The sequence below is a fragment of the Bacillus sp. 05T31 genome, from assembly GCF_056396725.1.
In genome coordinates, this window is record NZ_JBFTMA010000465.1 from 1 (window position 1) to 3,573 (window position 3,573).

Annotated in this window: 4 protein-coding genes, 1 pseudogene and 1 other annotated feature; of the genes and pseudogenes, 3 read left to right on the forward strand and 2 right to left on the reverse strand. The window is 34.0% G+C overall.

Translation table 11 applies throughout. The features are described 5' to 3' along the window. Window positions 1-237: 237 nt before the first annotated feature. Entirely contained in the window at window positions 238-1,164 is a 927-nt protein-coding gene (locus AC1DJR_RS21960; RefSeq protein WP_429687213.1) for an NADP-dependent oxidoreductase, read from the forward strand. 58 nt (window positions 1,165-1,222) lie between these two features. On the opposite strand, the gene AC1DJR_RS21965 is transcribed toward AC1DJR_RS21960, so the two are convergent. Both AC1DJR_RS21965 and AC1DJR_RS21970 read right to left on the reverse strand, forming a co-directional pair. Next, window positions 1,223-1,840: a class I SAM-dependent methyltransferase gene (locus tag AC1DJR_RS21965; protein ID WP_477003492.1), complete on the reverse strand. Its 618-nt coding sequence runs from the start codon at window positions 1,838-1,840 to the stop codon at window positions 1,223-1,225. Continuing rightward, window positions 1,837-2,739: an SMP-30/gluconolactonase/LRE family protein gene (locus AC1DJR_RS21970; protein WP_429687211.1), complete on the reverse strand. Its 903-nt coding sequence runs from the start codon at window positions 2,737-2,739 to the stop codon at window positions 1,837-1,839. Before AC1DJR_RS21970 ends, AC1DJR_RS21965 begins: the two co-directional genes overlap by 4 nt. Before the next feature lie 147 nt (window positions 2,740-2,886). Here AC1DJR_RS21970 and AC1DJR_RS21975 point away from each other — a divergent pair, with 147 nt between their 5' ends. After that, complete coding sequence (locus tag AC1DJR_RS21975; RefSeq protein ID WP_131247443.1) at window positions 2,887-3,057, forward strand: DUF2197 domain-containing protein; 171 nt, start codon at window positions 2,887-2,889, stop codon at window positions 3,055-3,057. A gap of 85 nt (window positions 3,058-3,142) precedes the next feature. After that, window positions 3,143-3,399 (forward strand) — a binding site (T-box leader). Window positions 3,400-3,482: 83 nt separating this feature from the next. Further along, window positions 3,483-3,573, forward strand: a pseudogene (locus AC1DJR_RS21980) (lysine--tRNA ligase); the annotation flags it as partial.

Genomic DNA, 3,573 nt, shown 5'->3' on the forward strand with positions numbered 1-3,573 from the left:
TAGCACACTCTCCGTTTCATTTAAAGGTCATTAATAAATAAAGAGAAATATAACTTTGGGTGTTTCTTAGGCGTAAATTAGATTGTATTTAAGTGAAATAAATGTTTTTTGCACTCATGATGCTTAATTAGTAGAGTAGCATAAATATCACCTCCTAACATATTTATTGTCATCCAAGGCGGAAAATTTTGAAAAATAATTGTTTGTTATTAAAATAAATAACAAGGAGGAGAGGAAATGAAAGCAATTGTTATTGATCAATATGGTAGTGTTGAAGAATTACAAGAAAGACAAGTTCCTAAACCAGTTGTTAAATGTAATGAAGTATTAATACGTATACAAGCAACAGCTGTCAATCCTGTTGATTGGAAAATAAGAAAGGGAGACTTACAAGAAAAGTTGCGATTTTCATTTCCAATTACATTAGGATTAGATGTTGCTGGAGTAGTTGAGGAAGTTGGAGAAGATGTGAATCATTTTAAAATAGGGGATAAAGTATTTACGAAACCCGAAAATATAGGGAAAGGCTCCTATGCTGAATACATTACAGTGAAATCAGATTTAGTAGCACATATGCCAAATAATATTAGTTTTGAAGAAGCTGCGTCTATACCTCTTGCAGGACTAACAGCTTGGCAAAGTCTTGTCGATTACGCACAAATAAAAGAAAATGACCGAGTATTAATTCATGCTGGAGCGGGCGGAGTAGGAAGTTTTGCAATTCAAATCGCGAAATCATTTGGGGCTTTTGTCGCAACAACTGCAAGTAGTAAAAACGAAGAGTTTCTAAAGTCTTTAGGGGCTGACCTTGTTATTGATTATAAAAAAGATAAGTTTGAAGAGTTACTATCAGATTATGATATTGTGTTAGATACAATCGGGGGAGAAGTACAAGAAAAAAGTTTCCAAATTATTAAATCTGGTGGTGTTCTAGTTTCTATCGTTCATGAACCACTTCATGAAGTAAAGGGCATAAAATCAGGGTTTTTATGGTTAAAACCAAGCGGAAAGCAATTAGACGAATTAACTAGTTTGATCCAAGCTGAAAAAATCAAACCAATCATTAGTAAGGTTGTGCCGTTTAATGAAAAGGGAGTTAGAGAAGCTCATATTTTGAGTGAAAGTCAGCATACTAGAGGGAAAATTGTAATTACGATGGAATGATATTTACATAAATATACGAGTGGTGACTTAAAAAGAAAATTGGCACCACTCATATAAACTACAATTTTTGCACGACAAAAGTAATCGCATTCGTATTTAATTGAATGTGTKTACCGTTTCGTACAATATCATACGCTAAATTTAAAGCATCTAATTCTTGATTCGTTTCCAAGTCAATTTCTTGAATGTTAGAGTTAACGATTAAACAATTGATACCACCACTCTTTGTCCCATTTTTCATAGAGTGAAGCACTTTTTTAAAATCGTCTATTGATCTGACATGTTCTAAACTTGATACTGCAACGATGTAGTCATAAGTATTAGGAGCAATATAGTAGTCTTCAATTGCTGCTTGTTCCGTTTTTATGTATTCAAATATACCATATTCTTTGCTATAAACTTGTAACTTCATTAAAGCCGAATCAAGTAGATCAACACAAGTAACAGTGCCGCCACTATTCATAATTTTTTGTGCAATCGGAATACTGTTTCTACCGACACCAGAGCCAAGGTCAAGTATTTGTAGGTCTTTCTGTCCTTCAAAATAGTTCAGCATGCCCATAACTGTTTTAACAGGTTTATACAGCCAAGATCCTGCTTCGAATAATTTATATTGTTCATAGCAAAGATCGTGATACTTTTTCTCTTCTTGTCTTATGTAATCGATTCTGTTCATAGTATTTCAGCTCCAATAGTTTCATGGCGAAATGAATAGGTTCGACAACCTTTAACATTCATTTGAATTCGAAATATACCACCAGCATGTGGGTACTGTTTTAATTCCGCATCAGTCATTCTTGTTCTGGCTGTTGTGATATATAAATCGGTCAAATTAGGTCCTCCAAATGTACACGACGTTACATATAAAGCAGGAATCGGAATACTTAAAATCTGTTCTCCAGTCAAGGGATTCCATCTAGTAATCTTCGAGCCTCCCCAATGTGCAATCCATAAACAACCTTCTACATCAATTGTCATACCATCGGGTAGACCTTCATTTTCAGGGAAGATGATAACATCTGTTGGATTGCTAATTACACCAGTATGTATATCATAATGAAAACGGACTACTTTTTTTGTAGGTGTATCAATAAAATAAAGGTATGTATCGTCAGGAGACCATGCTATGCCGTTTGATGTATTTACATGTGATACCTTTTTCTCTACTTGGAGATTATTATTTAAAGAATACAAGGAACCGGCGCCACTTATACCATATAAGTCAGTAGTGCCTGCCCAAAAGCGGCCAGCCGGATCGCATTTCCCGTCATTAAAACGATTTTCTATTAAATGTGGTTCAGGATCATAAATATGTGTAAGCTCTTCTGTATTTAGATTAAAAGAATAAAATCCTTTTTCTAGAGCTAAAAGTACTACATCATCTAGATATGGAACGACACAACCGATTTGTTGGTCGAGAGTGATCGCTCGGTTTGTTTTTTTAACAGGATTATAAAGACATAATTTTTTCCCGATAATATCAACCCAGTATAATAATTGTTTCTTCTCATCCCAGCAAGGACCTTCCCCTAAATTCGCCTTAGCATCAACAATTAATTCTATATTTCTAATCAATATGATTCACCTCTATCCTATAAAGATACATATAAAATTCGATAAAAAGGGAGGTAAACCTTTTGTTGGATTGAAATAAAGATGTACTTATAAAAAAGAATACCTTCTCAAATAATCCGAAAATAGCGTATAACTATGGGGAGGAAAATGCATATGATGTTTTATGAAATTATTTGCTTCTCATGTAAAAATGTATTTCGCGTATATGAAGGAAGTGAAAAGTATAAGCGATTTAAGGAGAAACGAAAAGGGGCATATTGTTGTGATGAGTGCAGTCACAAGATACAATTAGAAGCAATCAAACATTTTTTTAAATAGTGAAAAAAATGTTTGATTAACATGAGTTCAGAAAAATTTGACAATATATACGTTATAAATTATTATATGTAAAAAACTAATATATAATTTGGCGTTGAAGAGAAGAGTAGTTAAGAAAGAATACGTACAGAGAGCTCYGGTAGCTGAGAARGAGMGGTRWAMATCTTAATGAAAAAAGACTTRGAGCTGCGCAAGGAACTAATTYATTTAGGGATGGTGCGACGGGTTCTCCCGTTATAGAGATAGGGTATAAGCATATTTTGCCGTACCTGAAAAGGTTAATATGGTGACGTATTAACAAACTGAGGTGGTACCGCGAAGTTAATAACTCTCGTCCTCAAGATGAATAATCTTGGGGGTGGGAGTTTTTTTGTTGTATAAAACTGAAAATGTGAAAATAAAAATACAATTGAGGTGAGTGGCATATGCATTGGGCGTATGAAGTAGCACATGAATTAATTAGAAAACATCCAAACAAAGAAACTTTTGTTTGTGCAGCTGGAATTAGTCCATCTG